We start from the raw sequence: 20,892 nt of genomic DNA, 5'->3' as shown, positions 1-20,892 counted from the left end.
ACACAGGCTAAACCCAAAAGCAGTTACCAATTAAAAAACTTGAATTCCGGTTAATTAAATAGAACCTGAGTAGTTACATTTTACTTAAACAAAAAGAAATATGTGATTATCCGCTTTTTTACTAGTAGCCAAATATCATTTTTCTCCACCTCGGCAAGCTCGGTGAACCGATATCGCGAGATCAAAGGGGTTTCGTCCTTAGAAAAAATTCTACACTGTCAAGAGTGATAAATGTAGGGATAAGGAAACAAATATGTGTATCCGCTTTCTTGGACATAGCCAGATAATAATTTGTTGGAGGAGTCATAAAACACCAGTGGACAGTGTACTATAGTCTTTGGATGAGTATCCGCATTCTATACAACCTCCTATAGCCCAACGTGCAACATTGCGGATTTCCAAAAAAATAATACTCAAGTATATGCAAACCAACCATTTTTAGTTTCCTTTTAATTATAGGTTTTTGGGCAGTTGGATAACAAACGTACTTCCTTCCCCTATTTTGGATTTTACATTCAAAGTTCCTCCATGCGCAATTACTATGTCATAGCTTAGCGACAATCCCAGCCCCGTTCCCGAGCCTGCGGGCTTGGTGGTGAAAAATGGTTGAAAAATTTTGTCCTTAATAGCTTCAGGGATACCCGGTCCATTATCGTTTATTGTTATTTCGATTTTATCTCCAAGATTTTTGGTGGAGACAGTTACTAAGGGTTTTGATTCAGAATTATAATCCCGGTAGCTATCGGATATGAAATCAGAATTGGAGATCGCCTGAAAGGCATTATTGATGATATTGATCAAAACCCTGGACAAGTCTTGAGGAATCACTTTTAACTTTGGTAAATTTGGATCGAAATCTGTCTCCCTTTCGATTGGCATTGGAATACCGTTCAAATTCTTTTCTTTAGCCAAAAATCCATGATATGAGAGACGAAGAGATTCACTAGTCAATGCATTGATGTCAGTCAAAATTTTCTCTCCTTTTCTGGACCTGCTATGTTCCAGCATGCCTTTGACAATAGCATCAGCTCGCTTGCCATGTTGGTGGATTCTTTCTAGGTTTTGAATAACATCTCCAATGATTTCCTCCTCCATGGTTTCATTTCTCTCAGCTGCCAGTTTTGACCTCTCACCTTTTAATTCCTGCATCAATTCAGCACTTACCTCACTAAAATTGTTAACAAAATTGAGCGGATTCTGAATTTCATGAGCGATACCTGCAGTGAGTTCTCCAAGACTGGCCATTTTTTCCGATTGGATAAGTTGAAGTTGGGTAGACCTCAATTGGTCAAGTGCATTTTCAAGTTTTTCGTTTTTACTTTCTATTTCAACATTTTTTTCTTTCAGGGCTAGGTATGCTTTGTTCAGTTTATTTCTATTTCTATAGACAATAAAAAGAATGATCAAAAAAGTAAACAATCCGATAAATGCTGAAAAAATAAGCCACCACTGACGCAGGCTTGCCTTTTCAAATTCGAGAGTTTTTTTCGAAAATTCATATTCAGCTTCCAAAGTGGCGGCTAACCGCTGTCCTTGGGCATTATTGATGCTGTCATTATATTGCTTGAATAGCTTATAATTAGCCAAAGCCTCCTCGAAATCACCTTGCCTTTCATTGATTTTGGCCAAAAGTTCATGCGCATTTCGCTGTTGCATGGCCTGCTTCATTTTATTGGCTTGTTCCATTCCTTCATTGGCATAGAGGCGCGCTTCTTGGTAGTTTCCTTTGCCAAAATACAATTCCGCCAATCCTACCAAGGAGTGTGAATAAGGAACTCCATAGCCTTTTTCCTTTGCGATGGCAATGGATTGCCGGTAAAGATTTTCTGCCTTATCAGTACTGTCCAACGCCACATAAATATCCGCCAAGGTCCGTGCGGTCATCTCTATAAATTCAGGACTTTGCAAAGCCAATGCCGAAGTATGGCCTACTTTGAGATGATCAAGGGCTTCCAAAGGTTTGTTTTGCTTGAGTTCTACATCGCCAAGATTGTTATAAGCGAGAATCATTCTCCCCTGATTGCCCATTTTCCGGTAAATAACCAGCATCTCCTGATATTTGGTTTTAGCTTCCTCTAACTTTCCCTGCTCAAAATAGATCATGGCAATGTTGTTCAATGCCGCGGCCTCTACATTTAAATTCCCCGTTTGTTCGGCCCCTTTTATCGCTTCAAAAAAATTACCCAAAGCCTCTGCATAATTGCCGAGATTAAAATAGACCAATCCGATATTATTCAATATCCCCGGAATCAACCTGTCATCAGGCATGTCTTGGGCAATGGCAAGGGATCTTTTGTAATAATCGATGGAAGCAGCAAATTCCCCTTTATTCTGTAGTGCATTTCCGTATATTTTCAGGGCATCTGATTCGCCTTTTTTATAATCGGCTTTTTGACACATCTCAATCTGTTTGTCGAGGAAGACAAACGCACTGTCAGGATTACTTTCTGCAAGCATAAAACCAAGGTCATTGGCTTTGTTGAGGTAAAGTGTATCATTGGCATATCCGGCTTTTTGGGAAAGTTTCTCAAGATCAGCTTTGAGGTTTTCGATGGTCTGCCCCTGACCAAATCTTATGGAAAAAACTAAACAACACATTAAGGAAATTATTATCCTCCAAAGCTTATTATTATATGGTCCATTTAGGGTTTTCATGAATGTATTTAAGTTTTTATCTGGCTAACTGAAGTGATAAGAATTTGATTTCTATGTAATTAAATTTGGATTTTTAACTTTAAAAACTACCTTTAATACATATATTTTGTACTTTAATTTCAAAATCATGAAAAGAAACTACTTTACGAATGAAAATACTTGTTTATTATTTTTCACCTTTGAATTGGGTTCAATTGTGAAAATGGATGATTCACCTTCCGAAGATCAGGATAATCTCGTACCATCAGGAGACGATGATGGGACCGATGGGCAAAGCTCCTCAGATAACCTCGATCAGGGAAATGAAGATTTGATCCAACGCATCGTGGACCCTGCAAGAACCCAGGCCGTAGATCCCGCAAGAACAAGAGTAGATCCTGCGCGAACAAGAAGGTAATCCTGTAATTTCTTTCTTTCAGAAATTTCCCAAATTCTGAGCTTGGTATGTTCTCCATACCTAGCTCAGGGTTTGTCTTTTGATGTCTGCAATATCTCTTTCTTGTTTTTTTCATCCTGATTTAATTAATCCCTGATCCCATCACAAAGGCAATATGATGGTAAATTCTGTAAATGTTTTTCCTGCAGGTAGACCTCCTCCAGAATTAGTCTCCACCCTCAATTCCCCTCCATGCGCCTTCACGATATCATAAGATAAGGACAACCCCAATCCAGTCCCCTGCCCAGTAGGTTTGGTCGTAAAGAAAGGTTGGAAGATTTTGGATTTGATGGAGTCAGGAATGCCGGGACCGTTGTCTTTTATCGATATTTCGATTTTATCTCCAAGTTTTTTGGTGGAAAGAGAAACCAAGGGCTGAAAACTTTCCTCCCGATAGCCATCGGGATTCGAACTTTGGGAAAGTTGTCCCTTCCGTTCCGCACAGGCCTGAAAGGCATTGTTGATCAGGTTCAACAACACCCGGCCGATATCCTGTGGCACCACACTGACTTTGGGGAGATTGGGTTTAAAATCCGTTTTATAATCAGCACTGAATGATTTGTCTTTGGCCCTTAATCCATGATAGGACAACCTCAAATATTCATCCGCCAAATCATTGATGTCAGTCGGGGCTTTCTCTCCCGAACTTGTCCTACTGTGTTCCAACATCCCTTTCACAATCGCATCTGCCCGCTTGCCATGGTGGTTGATTTTTTGGAGATTCTGCTTGATATCCTCCAGAATCTCATCCTCAATTTCGTCCTCCTCTGTACTTGGTCTTGTCTCTCGCCTCTCGTTTCTCGCTTCTCGGATCTCTTCCACAAGCTCCGCACTCACCTCCGAAAAATTATTTACAAAATTCAAAGGATTCTGAATTTCGTGGGCAATGCCGGCGGTGAGTTCACCAAGGCTAGCCATTTTCTCGGATTGGATGAGCTGGGATTGGGTTGTTTTTAGGTTTTCAAGAGATTGTTTAAGCTCTTCAGTTCTTATTGCTACTTGTTTCTCCAAGACAATATTCTGGTTGGCCAATATTTCTCTTTTCTCTTCTGTGACTTGTAGAAGTTTTTGGCTTTCCTCCCGAACTGCCCGCAGCGTCTCCTTGAAACGGACGGAAATATAGGCAAGGTAAAATAGAGGAGGGCTAAGGATATGTAGGGAGAGGAGCAGTTTGTCATATTCGTTGTAAAGGTCGAGCGAATATCCATGAAGAATGATTTGTACAATGATGGCTGCAGTCGGTACCAATACGGCCGCTACTATTGCCCATTTGGCACCGGTGATTTCGTTGCGGTGCGCAAACAACTTTCTACCGAAGTGCCAAAGCATAAAGACAAAGGCAATGGCAAAGGGTTGGGAAATTGAAAAAATATGTGCCGGGATATTTAGGATCAGCAAAATGGCAAGTATGCCCCATGAGTATTTTGAGACTTTTTGTGTTAGGACCCATTCTAGAATAAAAAGTCCGAAAAGGGTCATAACACCCTGAAAGGTTATAAAAATCAAAAACCTCACCTTCTCTAGACTATAGGTGATTTCAAAGAAAGTATTTCCAAAAAACACCACTGACCCAATCAGTACCGCTGTGGTATACCATGCAACAATGCGAAAAATGGTCTGATCGCGATTGAGATAAACCAAAAACCAATAGAGGAAAAAAAGCAGGAAGGAAACTGCAATGCAAAGGGTAACATAAATGTGGGTCAGCTTGACGTTTCGTGTTACCCAAACTCCGTATTCCGGTCCAGTAAGGCTGATGAAATTCTGAAGGTTTTTGGGTTTCAGTCTGATTTCTCTTTGGGTAAAGGTGCTCTCATGATCCACAAAATGAAGAGCAAGAAGATGCTCTTTTCCGACTTCAAGATCAATTGGAATCGGATACTTGAGGATGGGATTAAATGCCTGATAGGGATTGCCCGTGTCTCCAAAGGAATGGACCAATTTTCCATCAAGGTACACATCCGTTGCAGCCCAAAGTTCCCTAGAGATTGCCAATGGTATATTTTCAAGTGACTCATTTACCTTGATCCTGATCCGAAACCAGCCTTCCAACCTTCCATTTTCATCTTCCATCTTTGGGTTTAGGGCTGTAGGATTCATAGTTTCCCATCCATTGGTATCCAAGTTTGGATCTGCCCAATTGGGGTCATTTCCTTGTCTGAAAATCCATCCTTCCAAAGGCGCTAAAAATATCCTTTGATGAGATTTGAACATGTCTGACGATAGTACTACCGTTCCCCTTTGAGCAAAACTGTAAATTGCAAAGACATGAATAACCAAAAGAAAAATCAAAAGTCTTTTCATAGAATACCGATTTTAGGTAGTGAAATTATGAAAGTAGCTCCTTGCCCGAATTTACTTTCAATGCTCAATCCCCCTCCATGCGCCTTCACGATATCATGCGTAATACTCAGCCCAAGCCCGGTTCCTTCTGTTCCCTTTTTGGTGGTGAAGAAAGGCTGCAGGATTTTATCCTTGATGTCGTCGGGGATGCCGGGGCCGTTGTCGGAGACTTCGATGATAATTGTATCTCCCTGCTTTTTGGTGCGTATACTTAGAGACGCAGCATGCAGCGTCTTTACGGACTTCATCGCATCAAAGGCATTGTTGCATAGGTTGATGATTACCCTGGTAAAGTCTTCTTTGATTAGGGGTACTTCTTTTACCTCTGGGTCCAAGTCAAGGATGATTTCCACATCGATGGGATTTTTTCCGGCCCGCATTCCGTGAAAACTCAGGTTGACATATTCCTTGATCAGGGCATTTAAGTCAGTTGGTTCCTTTTTGCCGGTTCCTTCCCTGGAATGCTGCAGCATGGAAGTCACTATGCCATTGGCCCGTGAACCATGCTGATGGACTTTTTGAAGGTTTGATTTGATATCTTCCAGATTTTCCCGAATCAATGTCTCGTCTCTCGCTTCTCGCTTCTCGAATTCTTCCAATGCTTCCTCAATCATCTCCACCGACACCTCCGAGAAGTTATTGACAAAATTCAGCGGGTTCTTGATCTCGTGGGCGATGCCTGCGGTAAGTTGGCCAAGTGATGCGAGTTTCTCCTGCTGTACGAGCTGGGATTGGGTGGCCTTGAGTTCGCTCATCGCCGATTCTACTTCGGCTTTGGCCTTTTCCAGTTTTACGAAATCCTCATATCTCGCGTAGGCTATGGCAAATGACTTTGCCAATGCTTTTACCAGATCAATCTGCTCATCGGACAGACTTATGGTTGAGCCTACATACAGTAATCCCTGGGCAAAAGGTACAAAGTGCAAGTGGAGTGACTCCGGTGCAGCTTCAGTACCTTGGTAAGTTTTGAGGTCTTTGACATATCCTTGTTCCTTCATTGATTTACCCCAATTGATGAAATCGGTTTGATTCCAATGTTGGATATAGACTTCTCCATTTCTCCAAGCCTCTACTGACTTGGAGGTCATTTCATTGGCAGTAAAGGGAAGTGTCATGACTGCCAATGACTTTCCTTCGTGCGTGGAGAGGTAAATTTCCACGTTACTCCTATTCTCATGCACAATAAATACCCCGCATCGGATAAAGGGAATGCCTAAGGTGGTCAATTCATTGAATACAAGCGGGGTAATTCTGTCCAGGTCATCAGCATTGCGCATGGATGAAATATCTGCTCGGACCCGATCCAAAGAAGCCTGTCGCATGGCGGCCCTGGCACTGGATTGGGCCATCTGTAAATCCCTGAAACGGGTGTAAGCAAATGAAAATACGGCCGTGGCCCTTTTCAAAAGGTCCCAGCTTTCCGAGGAAATCTCCCCGGGAGCAGCGGCACCGATATAGCCGTTAGAAAATTTGTACAAATGATAAGTGCGATCGGGAATAGTCTCTCCATAAAAATTACTAGTTCCAAACAGGTCGGATTTTTCTTCACAATATCGGATCCATTCTATCCTTTCCTCACCCTGCATCAGGATGGAAGTTTGTTTTGCTTTGGAGTGGACAAATTCATACATCTTTCGCCCCACCCGAGTGTCCTGAAGGTCGAGGGTCATTTGGTCGGTAATTGCTTTATCAGGGTTATCCGGATTTTTTATGGTAAACCAACACTGTGCCGTACTGCTGCTTTCATCCTGAATGTAGATCGAACTGGTTTCCAATTCCTCCACGCCCAATGCCCCCATTTCTTCCCTGAGCAGTCGGGCCACTTCATTCAACTCATCGGGACTTTGCATGGCGAGAGAGCGGGAACGGACTTTTTCCAGTGCGGCTTCAATTTGGGCTTCCCTTGCCTGAGTTTCTGCTCTTACCAAATCCAAATAACGTCTGTAGGTTTGTTCAAACAGAGAACTGAACCGCTTGGTAATTTGAATTAATTCGGGTTGGAATTCTCGGGGACTGAATGCATAAAAAAATCCATGCTCGAAAATGAAACAGTGTTGGATTTCTTTTTTGGGTAATTTTTCTAACGGTATCTGAATTTTATAATCAGGGGCATTATTGAGCATTTGGTAATAATCCAACAAATCTTCGCCTTCCAATACATAACGGTGGATGGGAATCTGCTCTTTCCAAGCCTTACGGGCACTTTTCAGCAAAGGGTGCGAGGCCATATCGATGTTACCGATATGCATGTTGACTTCATCTCCATTTTTTCGGGCCGTCCAAAGTTGGTTGTTTTCATTCTCATGGTTCAGTATACCGATACCAAATCGGGTGCCTTCATCTACCCCTAAGGCCGTGAGTTCGGAGAACATCTTGACAACACTTTTTCCCACGTCCTCGCTGCTGTGCATGGCCATGGTCTGAGCCCTGACCCTTTCGAGTGCGGCTTCAATCTGCGCTTCTCTCGCCTGCGCTTCGGCTTTTTGGAGGTCAAGAAAGCGGATATAAGCCTGCTCAAAAACTTTTCCCACCCGTTTCATTATTTGAATATCTTCAGGATAAGGAAGTTCACCTACAAAACTGGGAATACAGATGCCCGAATTTTTTGCCAGGGTAATAGCCATGGCATAGCTTGGGGCTTTGAAAAGAGAGGATTTAAATTCTTCGGGAAGATCCTTGTAATCAGTCTGTTCAAAACCTATTTCTAACCAGCTATTCTTTTCCTCCAGCGTATAGGTTTTTGTGAAAAAATCTTCCCCCTTTTCCTTTGCTACAAACAGATCTGAGGAAATTGGGTGGTTAAAAAAGGGTACTTTTAGAGATGATACCCCATTCTGTACGGGTATCCACTGTGTGATATTTCGTGAACCTTCATCGAAAATAAAAATGCTTACTGTTGCAAAACCCATATTCACACTCAACCCTTGCATTTGTTCAAAGAGAATCTTCACAACGTCTCGTAGGTCATCGGTTTTTTGCATTGAAAGGGAGCAGGAGCGGATTTTTTCCAATGCAGCCTCAATGGCCAATTCCCTGTTTTTGTGTTCAAGTTCGACTGTGCGGCGCTTTACCGCATCTCGGAGTTCTAGGTTTTCTTTAGTGATTTTGTCAAAAGCAATGGTCTCCCCTTCCTGCACACGTATGTCAGGAAGGGAACCATGCTGCTGTATTACTTTCCAGCCTGAATCGGTTTCATGAAGAATTGTAGATATTCTTAATTTGGAGTAAAAAGTCCATTCCGGAATCCCAAAAATATAAACATCGCAAATTTCATTTATCAGAAACATGCCATTCAATGGTTTTGCGGAAATGTTCCTGTTTCTCATTTCTGTCTTTCCCACGATTTCATGCATCTGGGCTTTAAAAAATACTATTCCGTCATCCTTGCAATGGCAAACTTCGGATTCGGAGGTTCCAATCATTTCAAAATCTTCATCGATATGTAAAGAAAAAGCCTCAAGGTCTCCGCCCAAATAGCTTTCCCAGTACAATTTATACACGTTCAATGCTCCAAATTCCCGGTTCTTCTGGTATTTCTTCATATTGGCTTTTTGGGTAATACTTATCAATCCATTCTAGGATGGTCAGAGAAAGGAAAAACCGAATCATGTTAAATATTTAAGTAATTTTTATCATACTGTATTTTTTTACTTGGCACCTGACAGAATCTCCTGTAATTCTGCCTTGAGAGAATCAAAATCTATGGGTTTGGTAAAAAACTCTTTTGCTCCGGAATTCATGGCCCTTTCGTGGTTTTCGCTGTCTCCATAAGCGGATATCATACTCACTTGTATTTGAGGAAATTCTGACTTGACTTTTTCTAAAAGCTCGAGACCTGTCATACCCGGCATATTGATATCCGAAAAAATATACATCACCTCAGGGGGTTGATGGCTTCTTAAAAGTTCGAGTGCCTGCTTGCCTGAAAAGGCGAATTCAAGATCCATCAAACCTTCTCGGACTTCCTTGCGAAGCTTCTGTCTGAATAAGAATTCAACATCTTTTTCGTCATCTACGATTAAAAATTTCATTGCCATATTTGATTTAATTTAAATATTGATAACTTATTTTCATTACATTTTTCTAGGATTGGGAGAGAAAGATCACTTTTATTTCAATAACTTTTTTTATCGAAATTTTTACCTTTAAAAACCCAATACTTAAAATATTTTATTGCCAATACGGAATACAGCCAAATTTTCATAGAAAATGATTAAATCTTTTCTCCAAAAGGAAATTCGGCATATCTCAAATTAAAAAATACACAGGAAATCTAAACCAGATTGGGACAAACAGGTGGTTTTATTGTCCCAAAGTATCCAAAAAATTCCCGAGAGAAATATGAGGGCTTTTGTTTCAAAATTTTCGAAATGCAGGTTTTCAAGTAAAAAGATAAAAAAAATGGCACTTGGAAAAACTTCCCAAATGCCTTTGAAACTCAAAAAATATAATTAACAGTATTTTAGTTGGAAGGAGGCTTTACCTCAAAACCCTGAGTTTCCATGATATTCCACATGTCATACCAATATCGCAAAAATACAATCTTACCATTCTCTACCCTTCCGGCAGTATGATATGGAACAGGAATGGTTTTACCGGTTTTTTTGTCCTGAACGGTGTTGGTTCCCCATGACAATACCCATTCCCCCTCATTCCAGTTGTTGGTGACTTTGACAGGCAAATAAAGTTCTCCTGAAAGTGTGTGTTTGTATTGGTTGGTGCTATTGGTATAATATTCCCTATGTTGAGTCACAGTGAGAGAATCCAAGCCGCCTCCCAATCCGTAGATCATCGCTCCGGGGGCAAGTTGGGCATTCATGGCTGCAACATCACCGTCCTGAAGTGCTTTGGTGTATTTCTGAACCACCTCCAAGGCTTTTGCCGCATTCTGGAATTCCAATGTTGTCACAGGTCCCTGAGCATTTGATAAGAAAGGCAAGCACATTAAAAACAAAACCAAAGCCAATGTTACTTTTAAATTTTTCATAAAAATATAGATTAGGTTAAATGATTAGAGCCACCCTTGACTCCTTCCCCTAATTAACCAATTGAAAAATGTTTTTGAAACCAATCAGGGACAAACGTAAGGCATTATTGTCCCAATGTGATGTAATATTTTTCAGGCTTTAAATGATTATAAATCAAATCCTTAAATAAAAAGTCAGTTTATTAGTAATTTAAAGATTGACCTCAGGGTCAAAAGGGGAAAATCGGATTCAATGCACCCCACAACCCCTTACCAAAAAATTTGGATTCAGTAAATTTTCCTTGTTGTAAGTCAAGGGACTCAGTCCATCCAAAGTCAACACCTTCCCTCCCATTGCATTAACAATAGCATGTGCCGCTGCGGTGTCCCACTCCATAGTAGGTCCAAACCGGGGATAAAGTTGTGCTTTATCTTCTGCTACTAGCATAAACTTCAGTGAGGAACCCATACTGACGACCCTGGCTTGGGGGTATTTGGAGATAAATTCGGTTGTTTCCGAATTCATATGCGAACGGCTTGCCACGATGGTATTGATGGTCGCATCAGTCAACGCTTTCATTTTTATCAGTTCTTCTGTTCCTTCCTGCTTCCAAGAACCCGAATCCTGACATCCCCAATACATCCAATCCAAAACCGGGGCATAAACTACGCCCATGACAGGTGTCCTTTGATGGATCAAAGCGATATTGACTGTAAATTCCCCGTTCCTTTTTACAAATTCCTTGGTTCCGTCCAATGGGTCTACCAACCAAAAATATTCCCAATCTTTTCTGATTTCATAGGGTATAGAACTTCCCTCTTCAGACAATATCGGCAAACCTGCTTGTTCCAAATGAAGAATGATTTCATCATGCGCCGCCTGATCCGCCAAAGTCAGGGGGGATTGGTCCTCCTTTAATGTCAATCCTAAATCCTCTGATTTATAAATTCCCAAAATCCTCTCACCTGCTTTCCTTGCTGCTGTTTTTGCCAATTCGGTCAATTCTGGAAGAGAGATTTTTGATAGAGTCATTGATGAAAATTTTTCTTACAGTTTTAAAGTAATAACAAATAATGGCTTTCCTATCAAAAAATTTACCCTTTACCGCGACTTCATTTGTTTTTAATGTTTTATTCTTATTTTGATCAATCAATTTTCTAGTAGAAAGTTAATTTAAAAGACTCTAAACCATGAAATTTCAACCTATCAAGCTTGTTCTCTCGCTGTTTTTGCATGTTTATTCCATATTGTATGGACATTCGGTTTTTGCCCAAGTTTCGGAAGTTGAAAAAGCCTTTGCAGCTGCTGAAGCCAAAGGTTTTTCAGGAGTATTGTTATTGGCAGTAGAGGGTAAGATTGTTTTTGAAAAAGCTGCGGGATACCGTTCTTATGAACAAAAAATCCCATTGGTGCATACAGATGTATTCGAAATGGCTTCAGTATCCAAGCAGTTTACTGCTATGATGGTGATGATGTGTGCCGAAAAAGGACTTTTGGATTATAACGATTATGCTGAGAAGTACCTCGATATCCCGTACAAAGGGATAACCATCAAGGAACTGCTTTCACATACCAATGGTCTTCCTGATTATCAGGCTGTCATGGATAAGCACTGGGATAAAAGTAAAGTAGCAGGAAATGAAGCTATATTGGAATACCTGCGTAAATACCATCCTCCAATGCTCACAAAGCCAGGTGAAAAATATGAATATAGCAATACTGCCTACGTTTTTCTCGCGAGCATTGTAGAAAAAGTGACAGGTAAGGACTTTATCGAACTTTCAAGAGAGTGGATCTTTAGACCTTTGGAAATGACAAACACTGATATCAGAACCTTAGAGGAAAAAGCCATGGTCAGCAACTTTGCCGCAGGACATCTCAAGGATAAAAAGGGGAATTATGTAAATACCAACAAATTCCATGAGTCAGATTACACTGTTTGGTTAGGCAAAAGAAAAGGCCCGGGAAGGATCAGCAGCACAGCACAGGATTTGTTGATTTGGGATCAGGCACTGTACAGTGGCACATTGGTAAGTGACAATACCTTGAAATCTGCATTTTCTCCACAAGTATTGAATGACTGTACAATGAGCAACTATGGCTTCGGTTGGGACCTTAGTCAGGATGCCTATTTTGGAAAAATCGTTTCGCATACCGGCGATAACCCTGGATACAAAACCCTGATCATGAGGTTTATTGACCAAAACAAAACCCTGATTCTTTTGAACAATAATGCCCATGAGTCCAAAGACCAATTGATCAAGGGGGCTGTGGAAGCTTTGAGGGAGTGGTGAATTGAAATGAGGTGAACTTCCTACAATTACTATGTTTGTATTAGCACGCAGGACCTGTCCCGATCATCGGGATAATGCTGACTTGGCAGATTTTCACAGTTTTTTTTTACCTATATTATAATGTTTAGGAGTTTGAAGTAAACTTAATCTGGACTTTTACGGTGCATGGTTGCCTGTTCATAGGAATAGCTTAAATTGATCAATCCATATCAAGTCCCTAAAGGGACAATTCTTCCAGATCATCTTCAAAACGGGCAGGCCTAAGGTCACGGGTTTTCATTTTTCTCTACCCATATTTTGTCCCTAAAAGGCTACCCATATTCAGTCCCTAAAGGGACTGGGATCATTTGCTAATCGTTTAATTTATATGCCTAAATTTTGTCCCTGGAGGGACCGGGTCTATATCAAATCAATCCAACCATCGTATTATCCTTATAGCCTTCAATTGAAAATCAAATAAGGATAGTACTTAAATCTGCTTTCCTCTTTTGTTTAGTCCCTTTAGGGACTTTATATCGGAAGAAACATATTGATGATATGCATTTCTGTGCCTTCAGGTACAGGATCTATTTATTCAATTGACTTGAAAATATACCGTGGATCCTCATCCTATCTTTCCGTCTCCATCAATGTCTTTTCCACTTTGCTCCTCTAGAATCTTTAAGGTGCTTATCAAAAGAGATTTGGTCTTCTGAAGTTCATATTCTAAGAAAGCGACTCTCGCTTCCAAGGTCTCGGCCCTGCCTTTTTGGTCAGAGATTTGGCTTTGTTGGATAAGGTCCCAAAATAGTCCCATGGTTCTAATTTTAGGGTTTTATAAAACAAACTGACCCTATTGATGCAAAAAATTTTTTTCAAGTCGTCGGACGAATCGATGCACGCAGATCGTTTTTGGAAATAGGCAGTTGTCGAATCCGGATTCCTGTTGCATCAAAGATGGCATTGGTCACGGCCGGGGCGATGAGCGGCGTGCTTGGTTCACCGGCTCCACCGGGAGGATTTCCGGAATTGATGATATGGGTTTCGATTTTTGGCGCCTCATTCATTCGGGTGACGGGATAATTATGGAAGTTACCTTGTGCCACTGCACCGTTTTCGATGGTAATTTCTCCGGTCATGGCAGCCGCCAAGCCGTAGATTATCCCACTTTCCATTTGGGCAATGAATCCATTTGGGTGAATGGCAAAGCCCGGATCAACTGCACAGACCACGCGATGCACTTTCACCTTTCCTTCGAAGGTTACTTCCACTTCTGCTACCTCAGCCACAATAGATCCAAAAGATTGGGCAATGGCAATGCCTCTGCCCCAATTGGCAGGAAGGGGGGTTCCCCAATTTGACTTTTCGTAAACCAAGTCTAACACACGCTGAAACCTTGGCTTATCCTTGATCAATTTTTTTCTAAATGCAAAAGGATCTTGCTTGGCAGCATGGGCCATTTCATCTATGAAGGACTCTGTCAAAAAACCATGAGTCGAATGGTCCACGCTTCGCCAATTGCCCCATGGTACATGTGAGGCAGGGCTGGAATATTGAATCAACTGATTGGGAATTGAATATGGAATATCCGCTGCCTCAGGGGGATGGTGCTTGAAGATAAACTGATGGGCATAGGCAATGGGAAGTCCCGATTGATCCAAGCCCGCCTTCATCCTACTGATAGTCGCCTCCCGATAGACATCGTGCTGTGTATCTTCTTCTCTTGACCAGATTAATTTGACTGGGTGGTCCACTTCCTTGGCGATCAAAATCGCCTGCTTCATCACATCTGTCTCACCGCGTCTTCCAAAGCCTCCTCCCAAGAGTTGATTGTGAACAGTTACCTGATCGATATCTATTTCAAGGAGTTCTGCCGCTGCGGCCCTGACCCCAAGGGGGTTTTGACTTCCACACCAAAGCTCACATTTTCCATCGTGCACCCATGCAGTACAGTTCATTGGTTCCATGGTGGCGTGGGCTAAAAACGGGAGTTGGTATTCTGCCTCGACAAGGATAGCTGCCTGTTCCAAGGCAGTTGCTGCGTCTCCGTCTTTGAAGTGAGTATCCAGATTTCCTTCTGCCAAATCCACATCCATAGCTTTGCGATAGCTGTCCATGATTCCTTCTTGATTCAGTCCACTGTTTTCTGTGGTTTCAAATTCTATAGGAAGTGCATCCAATGCAGTTTTTGCTTGCCAATAGCCTTCAGCGATGATAGCCACTGCATCTCCTAAGTTTAAAATCTTTTTTACTCCATATTGGCTTGGAGATACAGTAGTGTCTACGGATTTTACCTTACTTCCAAAAACCGGAGCAGCCTTGATCGTGGCATATTTCATTCCGGGTACCTGCACATCCATTCCAAACTGAGCTTCTCCAGTCACCTTGGCCGGAATATCGAATCGTGGCAGGGAAGTCCCCATGAGGGTAAACTCTTCGGGTGATTTTAGCTTTGGTTGGGTGGGTATCTTGACCTTGGCTGCTGCAGGCGCGAGCTCCGCAAAAGTGGCACTGCGCTTACTGCTCGGATGACTTATGATGCTGTTTTTGGCGGTAAGCTCCTCCACCGGCACCTTCCAGGTATCTGCAGCGGCCTGCATCAGCATGGATTTGGCTGCAGCGCCTGCGATCCGCATGGCCTGCTGACCGGTAAATCTCACCGAAGCGCTTCCTCCCGTAATCTGAAAATTCAGGGATTTGACGGCGGTAAGGAAAACCCCGTCGATCGTTTCATCTATAAACTTTGGGAACGTGGCATTCCCTGCTATAAAGCCTTTGGCCACAGCAAAGTTGGCATATTCTTTATCAGCGGGAGCTTCCAGAAACTTCACTTTTGACCAAGCCGCATCCATTTCATCAGCGAGCATCATCGCCAAGGCGGTATGCACGCCCTGCCCCATTTCGGCATGTGGAATGATTGCCGTGACCGTGTTATCCGGAGCGATTTTGAGCCAAACATTCATGACTGTTTCTCCCTCTGAAGCAATCAATCCGGCTACTTTTGAGGAGCGGTTTCCCGGACGGATAGCTATTCCAATCACCAAAGTCCCTCCTGCCAAAATTCCTGCACCGATAAATGCGCGTCTAGTCCATTTTTTCATAGCTATACAATTTAGAATATGGTAGAAGATTGAAGAGATGCTGAAGCACGTTTTATGGCAGACTTGATGCGTCCATACATGCCGCAGCGACAGATGTTCCCGGACATGGCGGCATCAATTTCCTCATCGCTTGGAGAGGGATTTTCATTCAACAGGGCTACCGCAGACATGATTTGTCCGGATTGGCAATAGCCGCATTGTGGCGTTTGTTCTTCGATCCATGCTTGCTGCACGATATGAAGGGTATTTTTATCCAATGCAATTCCTTCAACGGTGGTGATGTTTTTCCCTTCTGCCGAAATCGCCGGAGTGACGCAAGAGCGGACAGGTTGGCCATCCAAGTGAACCGTACAAGCGCCACATTGGGCAATGCCGCATCCAAACTTGGTCCCGGTCAATCCACACTGTTCGCGTATCACCCATAGTAGAGGTATCCCTTCAGAGGCATCTACCGTGTATTCCTTTCCATTTACCGTCAAATTAATCATGATTCAGAGCTTTGATTTTTTTTCAATATCGAAATTTAATTTAAAATCATCGGTCTTGTGATGCCTTTGCTAGAAATGCTGCACATTATCCGAGAATTTCTTTTGGAATAAGTGCCTTCTGTGGGGGGAAAGGGAAGATAGTAAAAACCTCCCTCACACTTTTGTAAAAAGCAAGGGTATCCCAAGACTCTCCGGGACTGCGGAGCATCTTTAGGAAATTTTGAATCCTGGTGTCTTTACCTTTGGCAAACCCAATCGATTCCTGTAAGGCAGCATTGTCTTGTTTCAAACCCTCCAACATGGATACAGCCAATACTTCATCAATTTTGTTTTCTACCTAATCTTTCCTCTATTTCTCCATTTAAAATCCCAACGAAATTGCCAAAAACAGTATAATGTACTCCTTGAAATAGGAATCCCAATTATTCTTTTTCAAAAAGCCGATTACCCCTATGATGTAATCAACCTGATGGGTTTCGGAGAATTGTTTTTCTTCAATGAGGTTTCTATTGTTCGAGGGTGACAAACAACTGTGAATGAATCAGCCAAGTCCCCGAGGCTTTGGTCCATTGGGCAGAGTACTTCCCTCCCACTACCGCTTTTTCTGAGTCCTCATAATATCCTTTCCAAGCACCCGTTTCCCAGGCAAGATTGGTTTTTGGATTGACGATGACTTCATCTGGAGTTCGGATCCAATACATTTTCGGACCTTTTTGGGATTTGATATAAGCGTCAAGAGCTGCATTTCCTGCTATAAGTGTACCCGCCCCTGTGGTGATAAAGGCGTCTGGAGTTGAAAAGGTAGCATTCAATCCCTCATCAAAAGCACGAAGTGCTTGATTGGAAGCTTCCCGCTGTGCGAGAATCAGCGCTACTTCATCCTCTTGGGCAAAAGAGAAAGTGACTAACAAAAGTCCTATCAGAGAAAAAATCGTTTTTTTCATGGTTATCTGTATTTATTATTTGATTCCTTCCCCTTGTTTCGGAGAAGGAGAAACTATTCCAACCTGTTTACAAAATTTGTCCCATTCCAGCAGAAGCTCTTGGTATTTTTCAGGCTTTGCTTCTTTCATATCTTGTTGTTCGGATAGGTCAGTTTCCAAATTATAGAGCTCGAAGTTTTTCAGATCAAAAGGTTTTTCAGTATTTAAAAGCTTCCAATTCCCCTTTCTAAGCAGGGCATAGCCATTAAGCTCCATCCCAAAAACGTAATCTTCTGCATGAATCCCCTGTTTTTTGCCTGTCAAAACCGATAAAAGTGAAGCTCCGAGAAGAGGTTTCACTGCTTTACCATTCCATTCTACAGGATAGGCAGCATCCGCTACTTCATAAAAAGTAGGTGCCAGATCCAGCAAAGTCAAAAAGGAATCATTGATGCTTCCTTTGTTTTCTACTCCGGGACCGCTGATAATCATGGGCACATTCATTCCCCCTTCGGTTGTGAATCCCTTGTAATATTTGAAGGGAGAAGAACCCGCCTCTGCCCATTGGGGGCCGTAGGAAATAAATGAGTTGGGTTTACCCATATCGGCATAGGCATCAGTATGGTTTTCTCTAATGAGATTCTTAAAACCATCTTCATAATAAAAATCCTCAGCGGCTGCCCCATTATCAGACATGAAAACGATCAGTGTATTTTCATATTCACCGATTTCTTTAAGGTATTGAATCAGCCGACCGATATTGTAGTCCAAGTTGTCAACCATTCCCGCATAAAGTTCCATCTTTCGGGCTTCCATTTTTTGCTCCTCCGATGAAAGAGAATCCCAGGCTTTGACATTTGGATGAGAAGGAGGCAGGAGTGCATCTTCAGGAATCATACCGGCCTCCTTAAGGCTTTCAAAGCGTTGACGCTTTAGTTCCTCATACCCTGCATCGTAGCGGCCTTCGTATTTTTTCCAATATTTTTCGTCCACCTGAAGCGGCCAATGGGGAGAAGTGTAAGCGGCAAAGGTGAAAAAGGGTTTACCATCTTCGGCATTGCTTCCGATATATTCGATGAGTTTGTCGGTGTAAAAATCTGTGGAATACGCCCCTTCCGGCCATTCCGCTTCAGTCCCATTTTCATAGTATTTTGAAACAGGAGCTTGGGGAAGGATTCCAAAATTATTGTAATGATTGGCTCCTCCCTGGGGTGTGATAAAGTACTTTTCAAAACCTTTGTTACCGGGATGATACTCCGGTTCGGCCCCTAGGTGCCATTTTCCGGCCATATAGGTGTGATATCCCTTTGTTTGGAGCAGTTGCGGAATGGTGATGATTCTTTCACTGAGATATCCTTCATATCCTTCAACGTCCTCTCTTCTTCCCTGTATACCCATTCCGGCGACATGATTGTTATTTCCGGTGAGGAACATGGCCCGACTCGTAGCGCAAAGCGGAGAGGAGTGAAAGCGACTGAAGCGAATGCCTTGATTGGCTAGTTCATCCAGATGGGGAGTGTCGATATCACCACCAAATGAGCCCAAATCTGCATAACCCAGATCATCGGCGACGATCAAAAGGATATTGGGAGGCTTAGGTGGCGAAATTTCTTGTTGGCAGGAAAAAAGTAAGGTTCCAAAAAATACATTGAGGATAATTGGTCTGATTTGATAGTTCATATTTTCAAAAGAGTAGAATAGGTAATGCTGATTAGTTAAACCCTTCTTTATATATTAAATGTTTGAGGTTCCAAATCTGACAGGTTTTTCAGGCTCAAATTATGGTTTTAATGCCTTAATTGTCAAATAAACCTATCAGGTTTAAATTCTTTTAAATGTGACAAATCAAAGTTAGTATTTGGTTAATAATAAATAAGATAAGTGTTTTTTGATTGATTTCATTTATCCATCTAACCTTTATTCATTTTCCACATGCGGTAGGCTTTACCCAGAAAATAAAGAAATGTCAAAATCCCTATCAGGATCAAAATACCTTGGATTTCCCGTCCGGATAAGTTGGAAAGTAAATACAGAATAATACCTGCTGAGATAATCGGAACGGTATATCCAAATGGTATCTTGAATTCCCCGGGACCGCTTGCTTTTATTTTGCGAAGCTGAATCACAGAAAGGGACACCCCAAAATACACCAATAACATACTTGCAGAGGCGATGACGGCCAATTGCCTAAATCCCCCCAAGGAAGCTATGGTGAAACCAAGACCTGCATAGAGTAAAATCGAAACATAAGGGGTTTTGAATTTATGGTGGATGGAAGCCAACTTTGTGATCGGGATGACCCCATCCACTGCCAACCTAAAAAACACCCTCGGCAAATTCAGAATCTGACCGCTAAGCATCCCAAACATCGATATACCAGCCCCAATAAAAAGAAGGGTATATCCTACAGGACCAAAAACAATCCGGGCAGTTTCTGCCAAAGGAGCTTCTTTGAAGTTGGTCAATTCATTGCCCAACACTCCCTGAGAAACCAATTGGATCAGGATATAAAGCAAAAGCACAAAGGAGATTCCGATGAAAATTGCTCTTGGAACCGTCTTTTGGGGGTTTTTGATTTCCCCTCCTATCGTCAATCCGGCATCTCCTCCCTGAAAAGCAAAAAACAAAATCAGCGAAGCCTCGCCAAACTGTTGGATAGTCGGTGCTGATTCCCAGTATAAATTCGCCAATTGGACGTCCTTCCATCCAATCGTCACCAACAATAGCAGCGGGATCAATTTGGCGACGGTATTGATTTTGACCAAACCGATTCCCTGTTTGACTCCGACGACATTGAGGGTAGCCAAGCCTGCAAAAATCACAAACAGGGTCAAAACCCTGACATATTGATTTTTGAAGATGGGAAATACCAATCCCAAAATTTCAACAAGGGCATTGGACACCGCCGCATCCGAGAATATACTGCCCATCAGCAAAAATACGGCGGCCAAGAAACCGGGATAGGGCCCAAAGGCCGTCTCGATGTAAGCATATCCCCCGCCGGAGTGGGTCACCTTACTCCCCGCTTCGGCAAAGCACAACATGACCAATGCAATCAAAAAACCGCAAAACAGGTAGGCAACCACTGCTTGGGTCCCCATGATCTCGGCAACAATAGCCGGCAGAACAAAAATCCCTGCCCCGACAATGATATTGACAATATTGGCCGAAAGCCCCCACACCCCAACTTCTCTTTTTAATCCCTCTTGGGTGATTCTCATAAAAATGTCTAGAATTTAGTTTATATGGATTTTCAGATTTTCAATTTAATCAGAAATCCAGTAGATGCAATTTGGTTGAGTAAAGAATGGGTTTTGTTGATTTTGGAAAAATTTTTAAGGGATAAAAGCTTTTTTGCGAGGAACCCGGAAATCTACTTCAGTGCGGAAGGAATACAGAAGTCGGAAGCCCCCCGTCTGTCGTCGGTCAGGGATGTACCGGATATGTCAGTCTCCAACCTTGAATTATTTTGAGTTAAAGCTTTTACAGGCATCATTGCGTGTAGAAATAAAACAGGAATTTTAGACGCAATGGTGGAAAAGGTAAAAAAATTTATGTGTATCCGCATGAATGCACGTGACAAAATTTGACAATAAGTGTCAATAATTTGTGGTTGAAGTATAGTGGTTGTTTCTTGTACTAAAATATGAAACATTATGACCATACTACAATTCATGCAAAATTTTCCTGATGAATCAAGCTGCGA

The 20,892-nt window shown here is 42.1% G+C and carries 15 protein-coding genes; 2 read left to right on the top strand and 13 right to left on the bottom strand.

Annotated elements, in window-relative coordinates; all coding sequences use genetic code 11:
• Positions 1–453: 453 nt before the first annotated feature.
• Complete coding sequence (locus MMU07_RS20960) at positions 454–2,598, bottom strand: tetratricopeptide repeat-containing sensor histidine kinase (protein ID WP_241128566.1); 2,145 nt, start codon at positions 2,596–2,598, stop codon at positions 454–456.
• Positions 2,599–2,782: 184 nt separating this feature from the next.
• On the opposite strand from MMU07_RS20960, the gene MMU07_RS20955 reads away from it, so the two are divergent.
• Positions 2,783–3,052 (top strand): hypothetical protein, encoded by a 270-nt coding sequence (locus MMU07_RS20955; protein WP_241128565.1) that lies wholly within the window; start codon positions 2,783–2,785, stop codon positions 3,050–3,052.
• 141 nt (positions 3,053–3,193) lie between these two features.
• On the opposite strand, the gene MMU07_RS20950 is transcribed toward MMU07_RS20955, so the two are convergent.
• The 5 genes from MMU07_RS20950 to cysQ form a co-directional block, all read right to left on the bottom strand.
• The gene (locus MMU07_RS20950) at positions 3,194–5,395 is read right to left on the bottom strand and encodes an ATP-binding protein (protein ID WP_241128564.1); all 2,202 of its coding nucleotides are present in this window, start codon (positions 5,393–5,395) and stop codon (positions 3,194–3,196) included.
• A complete protein-coding gene (locus MMU07_RS20945) occupies positions 5,392–8,976 on the bottom strand; it encodes an ATP-binding protein (RefSeq protein ID WP_241128563.1) in 3,585 nt (1,194 codons plus the stop codon). The genes MMU07_RS20950 and MMU07_RS20945 overlap by 4 nt, the downstream gene beginning before the upstream one ends.
• 105 nt (positions 8,977–9,081) lie before the next feature.
• Entirely contained in the window at positions 9,082–9,465 is a 384-nt protein-coding gene (locus tag MMU07_RS20940) for a response regulator (protein ID WP_241128562.1), read from the bottom strand.
• A 431-nt stretch (positions 9,466–9,896) separates the two neighbouring features.
• On the bottom strand, positions 9,897–10,421 hold the full coding sequence (locus tag MMU07_RS20935; protein WP_241128561.1) for a nuclear transport factor 2 family protein: 525 nt from the start codon (positions 10,419–10,421) through the stop codon (positions 9,897–9,899).
• A gap of 229 nt (positions 10,422–10,650) precedes the next feature.
• Complete coding sequence (gene cysQ / locus MMU07_RS20930) at positions 10,651–11,433, bottom strand: 3'(2'),5'-bisphosphate nucleotidase CysQ (RefSeq protein WP_241128560.1); 783 nt, start codon at positions 11,431–11,433, stop codon at positions 10,651–10,653.
• A 158-nt stretch (positions 11,434–11,591) separates the two neighbouring features.
• On the opposite strand from cysQ, the gene MMU07_RS20925 reads away from it, so the two are divergent.
• On the top strand, positions 11,592–12,695 hold the full coding sequence (locus MMU07_RS20925; protein WP_241128559.1) for a serine hydrolase domain-containing protein: 1,104 nt from the start codon (positions 11,592–11,594) through the stop codon (positions 12,693–12,695).
• A gap of 604 nt (positions 12,696–13,299) precedes the next feature.
• Here MMU07_RS20925 and MMU07_RS20920 read toward each other — a convergent pair.
• From MMU07_RS20920 to MMU07_RS20890, 7 genes are all read right to left on the bottom strand, one after another.
• Entirely contained in the window at positions 13,300–13,491 is a 192-nt protein-coding gene (locus MMU07_RS20920) for a hypothetical protein (RefSeq protein ID WP_241128558.1), read from the bottom strand.
• 58 nt (positions 13,492–13,549) lie between these two features.
• Entirely contained in the window at positions 13,550–15,775 is a 2,226-nt protein-coding gene (locus tag MMU07_RS20915) for a xanthine dehydrogenase family protein molybdopterin-binding subunit (RefSeq protein WP_241128557.1), read from the bottom strand.
• A gap of 11 nt (positions 15,776–15,786) precedes the next feature.
• Complete coding sequence (locus MMU07_RS20910) at positions 15,787–16,263, bottom strand: (2Fe-2S)-binding protein (protein WP_241128556.1); 477 nt, start codon at positions 16,261–16,263, stop codon at positions 15,787–15,789.
• Between the two features lie 85 nt (positions 16,264–16,348).
• Positions 16,349–16,576, bottom strand: coding sequence for a hypothetical protein (locus MMU07_RS20905; protein WP_241128555.1), 228 nt, complete (start codon positions 16,574–16,576; stop codon positions 16,349–16,351).
• A gap of 193 nt (positions 16,577–16,769) precedes the next feature.
• Positions 16,770–17,207 carry a nuclear transport factor 2 family protein gene (locus MMU07_RS20900; RefSeq protein ID WP_241128554.1) on the bottom strand — a complete coding sequence of 146 codons (438 nt, stop codon included), beginning with the start codon at positions 17,205–17,207 and terminating at the stop codon, positions 16,770–16,772.
• Between the two features lie 15 nt (positions 17,208–17,222).
• Entirely contained in the window at positions 17,223–18,866 is a 1,644-nt protein-coding gene (locus MMU07_RS20895) for an arylsulfatase (RefSeq protein WP_241128553.1), read from the bottom strand.
• Between the two features lie 230 nt (positions 18,867–19,096).
• On the bottom strand, positions 19,097–20,407 hold the full coding sequence (locus tag MMU07_RS20890; protein WP_241128552.1) for an APC family permease: 1,311 nt from the start codon (positions 20,405–20,407) through the stop codon (positions 19,097–19,099).
• Positions 20,408–20,892: the final 485 nt, after the last annotated feature.

The sequence above is a fragment of the Cognataquiflexum nitidum genome (genome assembly GCF_022538055.1).
Classification (GTDB): Bacteria; Bacteroidota; Bacteroidia; order Cytophagales; family Cyclobacteriaceae; genus Cognataquiflexum; species Cognataquiflexum nitidum.
The sequence above is the reverse complement of the archived record's forward strand: the minus strand, read 5'-3'. Positions and strand labels throughout refer to the sequence as shown.